We start from the raw sequence: 3,601 nt of genomic DNA, 5'->3' as shown, positions 1-3,601 counted from the left end.
CGGCCCGCCGCACCGGTGACCTGCGCGCGGCGGTGGAGCATCTGGCGCTCGCCGTCGCGATGCGCCCGGACCTCGGGCACTACGGGCAGGCGCTGCGGGGTGTGCGGGCCGCGCTCAACCGGCCGGTGCGGGGACGGCCGTGACCCACGGCCTGCGCCTGCCCGCTCAGCCGGCCAGCCCGGGCGACCCAGGCGAGCAGGGCGAGCGGGGTGGGCAGGGCGGGAGCGGGCCGCTGTCGGCGTCGCCGGCGCCGCTCGTCGACGTCCACGACGCCGCCCTGATGGACCTCGACGGGGTGGTGTACCGCGGGTCCGAGGCGGTGCCCCACGCGGCGCCGGCCATCGCCGCCGCCCGTGGACGCGGGATGCGGGTGGTGTTCGTCACCAACAACGCGCTGCGGATGCCGGCCCGGGTCGCCGAGCGGCTGCGTTCCTTCGGGGTGCCCGCGGCCCCGGCCGACGTGGTCACCTCCGCGCAGGCGGCGGCGCGGCTGCTCGCCGAACGCCTGCCACGCGGGGCGGCCGTCCTGGTCGCCGGCGGGGAGGGCCTGCGCGAGGCGGTGCGGGACATGGGCCTGCGGCCGGTGACGGCCGCGGCGGAGGAACCAGCCGCGGTGGTGCAGGGCTTCGACCCCGCCATCGACTACGCCCGGCTCGCCGAGGCCGCGCTCGCGATCCAGGCGGGAGCGTTGTGGGTCGCGAGCAACACCGACGCCTCGGTACCGACCGAACGCGGCCTGCTGCCCGGCAACGGCTCGCTGGTGGCGATGCTGCGGACCGCGACCGGGATGGTCCCGCTGGTGGCCGGCAAGCCGGAGCGGGCGTTGCACGAGGAGTCGGTCCACCGTGCCGGCGCCCGCTCGCCCCTGATCGTCGGTGACCGGCTCGACACCGACATCGCCTCCGCCGTCCGTTCGGGCACGCCGTCCCTGCTGGTGCTCACCGGGGTGACCGGCAGCGGCGAGCTCCTGCGCGCCAGGGCGCCGTACCGGCCGACCTATCTCGCGGCCGATCTGCGGGGCCTGCTCGTACGCCATCCGGGCACCCGGGTGTCAGTGCCAGCGTCGGCGTCGACTGCCGGTGACGGCTGTACCGCCGGTCCGGTGGACGGGGCGGGACCGGACGGGGTGGAGGCGTTCTGCGGCCAGTGGGCGGCCCGGGTGCGGGCGGGGACCCTGACCTGGCGGAGGATACGGCCNNGCGGGACGGCCCGCCGACCGGCCGGAGGCCGTGAGCGCCACCGACGGTGACAACCCCGGGGGCGGGGAGAGCCTGCCGGGTAACACCCCGTCCAGGGACGCCGCGTGGGCACGGAAGGGCGGCCCGCCGGACGGCGGTGTACCGCGCAACGACGGTGGTGTACCGGACGACGGCCTGGACGCGCTGCGGGCGGCGTGCGCGGCCGCGTGGGCGGCGGCGGACGCGGGCGACCCCGTGCGCGAACTGGCCGGCGACCGTCCACCCAGCTGTGCCGATCTCGCCTAGAGGGAGCGATCCCGCCGGAGGCGCGATCGTCATGCCTGACGGGATCCCGCCCTGGAGCGTTCCCGGCGGCATCGCGTGGTGGCCTGGCGGGCGGGCCACCGCGGGTGTCAGCCGCGGATACACGGCCTGTGGTCTCGTGTGCACCATGGGTATATGACAACTGCCCGCAGATGGTGATCATCCATTGCGGACGGCGACCTACGGGATGATCCGTGGGGCAGCCTACAGCAGGGAACGCATCCGCAGCAGGTCCCACATGCTGGCGTCCACCTTCAGCCGGCCGCTGGTCCATGCTGAGGTGAGATCCAGGCTACCGTCGGTGACGGCGATCAGGTCGTCGCTGTTCACCGTGACGGTCACCTGTCCCGCCGTACCGTCACCTTCGATGATGATGATGTCGAGGACACTGCCGTCACGCAGTTCCGTGCAGAAGCTTGCCCCGAGATCAGGAATCCTGCACACGATCGTGCGGTCGGGCGCGAGGCTACGCAGGCGGTCGTCGGCGAGTTCGTTGAGTCGCTCCGCCAGCGTGCGCAACGCCGTCGCGCACTGCTGCATGGTCGCCATACCGGTTGATTCCTCTCTCCGGTCAGGTCCGTACCGTGCCCTGCCCGCCGTCATCCGTCAACAGATAGCAGCGGCTGTCTTCCGTCGCCGACCGGCGGGCGGCTGTGCCGCCCGTTGTGCCGGGGCGGCCCGGTCGCGATGCACCCGGCCGCAACAGTCAATACCGTGGACGGGATCCGACATGCTGGATGGGACGACAGCGGCGTGCCGCGGGGCGACACCCCTGCCACCACTGTCACGGAAGAGGGCACCGTATGACCGTTGACGTCCCGGACGACGTCCAGGCCGCGCGCGCGCAGGTGGAGCGGCTGCCGACGCTGCCGGTGTCGGCCCACGTCGCTGTCTTCGAGGAGGTCCACCGGCTCCTGGACGGCGTGCTGGCAGACCTGGACGGGCTCGCCACCGCCCCCCCGCGGCCGGCGGACGGCGACGGCCCGGTCCGCGGACCGGATCCGCGGGGCCGGGACGCCGTCCCCCCGTCGCGGGCGCCCGGCCTGCCGGGACCGCACCAGCAGGGGCCCGGGCCGCGCCCACCCGGCCCGGGCGTGCCCCGCCCGCAGCCACCCGGGCCAGATGCGCCCCGGCCGCAGCCGCCCGGGGCTGGCGGGCCTCGTCCAGGTGGTCCCCGGCCGGGGCCGCCGCCCGGTGCGCCCGGCCGGGCACCGGCGTGACCGGGACGAGGCGTCCTGTCGTGGCTCGCCGGACACGGTTGGACCGTGAGCTTGTCCGGCGCGGCCTGGTGCGCTCCCGTGAGCAGGCCGGCGAGGCGATCGTGGGGGGACGGGTCCGGGTGGCCGGGCGGCCGGCGACCAAACCCGCCACGGTCGTCGACGACATGACACCCATTGTGATCGTCGCCGGTGACGATCCCGGCTACGTCTCGCGGGGTGCCCACAAGCTGCTCGCGGCCCTGTCCGCCTTCGGTGGGAATGCCGCCGGCCAGCAGGCCGCCGGAGACGGCGGTGCGGGCCGGCTGTGGGTGGCCGGGCGGCGCTGCCTGGACGCCGGAGCGTCCACCGGTGGTTTCACCGACGTCCTGCTGCGCCACGACGCCGCCGAGGTCGTGGCGGTCGACGTCGGGTACGGCCAGCTGGCCTGGCGGCTGCGCACCGACCCCAGGGTCACCGTCCTCGAGCGCACCAACGTCCGTTTCCTCACCGCCGAGGCGATCGGTGGGCCGGTCGACATGGTCGTGGCCGACCTGTCGTTCATCTCGTTGCGGCTGGTGCTGCCGGCGCTGCGGGCCTGCGCCCGACCGGCGGCCGACTTCGTCGTCCTGGTCAAGCCGCAGTTCGAGGTCGGGCGCGCGGACCTCGGGCCGGGCGGGGTGGTGCGCGACGTGGCCCTGCACGCCCGCGCGGTGCGGGATGTCGCGCAGGCCGCGGCCGAACTGTCGCTGGGTGTGCGTGGCGTCGTCGCAAGTCCCCTGCCGGGACCGGCGGGCAACGTGGAATACCTGCTGTGGCTCGTCGGGAACGCTCCGCCCATGCCGCCGCCGCGGCTGACCGAGGCGATCGCCGCCGCGATCGCGGCCGGCCCGGCCGGCGGCC

Annotated in this window: 5 protein-coding genes and 1 pseudogene (1 of these 6 cut by a window edge); 5 read left to right on the top strand and 1 reads right to left on the bottom strand. The window is 75.4% G+C overall.

What is annotated here, in order from left to right; genetic code table 11:
- From FrCorBMG51_RS31865 to FrCorBMG51_RS31860, 3 genes and pseudogenes are all read left to right on the top strand, one after another.
- Window positions 1-143, top strand: a pseudogene (locus FrCorBMG51_RS31865) (tetratricopeptide repeat protein); the annotation flags it as partial.
- 137 nt (window positions 144-280) lie between these two features.
- Window positions 281-1,249 (top strand): HAD-IIA family hydrolase, encoded by a 969-nt coding sequence (locus tag FrCorBMG51_RS27370; protein ID WP_235433765.1) that lies wholly within the window; start codon window positions 281-283, stop codon window positions 1,247-1,249.
- Window positions 1,230-1,484, top strand: a complete 255-nt coding sequence (locus FrCorBMG51_RS31860; protein ID WP_047224646.1) for a hypothetical protein — start codon at window positions 1,230-1,232, stop codon at window positions 1,482-1,484. The genes FrCorBMG51_RS27370 and FrCorBMG51_RS31860 overlap by 20 nt, the downstream gene beginning before the upstream one ends.
- Before the next feature lie 222 nt (window positions 1,485-1,706).
- Here the strand turns inward: FrCorBMG51_RS31860 and FrCorBMG51_RS20435 are convergent, their stop codons facing one another.
- Entirely contained in the window at window positions 1,707-2,051 is a 345-nt protein-coding gene (locus tag FrCorBMG51_RS20435; RefSeq protein WP_047224645.1) for an SCP2 sterol-binding domain-containing protein, read from the bottom strand.
- Window positions 2,052-2,305: 254 nt separating this feature from the next.
- Between FrCorBMG51_RS20435 and FrCorBMG51_RS20430 the strand changes: the two genes are divergently transcribed.
- Entirely contained in the window at window positions 2,306-2,722 is a 417-nt protein-coding gene (locus tag FrCorBMG51_RS20430) for a hypothetical protein (RefSeq protein WP_047224644.1), read from the top strand.
- Window positions 2,719-3,601, top strand: the 5' portion of a protein-coding gene (locus tag FrCorBMG51_RS20425) for a TlyA family RNA methyltransferase (RefSeq protein WP_476742221.1). It continues 50 nt past the right edge of the window; only the first 883 of its 933 coding nucleotides appear in the window; its start codon is at window positions 2,719-2,721; its stop codon lies off the right edge, out of view. The genes FrCorBMG51_RS20430 and FrCorBMG51_RS20425 overlap by 4 nt, the downstream gene beginning before the upstream one ends.

The sequence above is a fragment of the Protofrankia coriariae genome, assembly GCF_001017755.1.
Classification (GTDB): domain Bacteria; phylum Actinomycetota; class Actinomycetes; order Frankiales; family Frankiaceae; genus Protofrankia; species Protofrankia coriariae.
The sequence above is the reverse complement of the archived record's forward strand: the minus strand, read 5'-3'. Positions and strand labels throughout refer to the sequence as shown.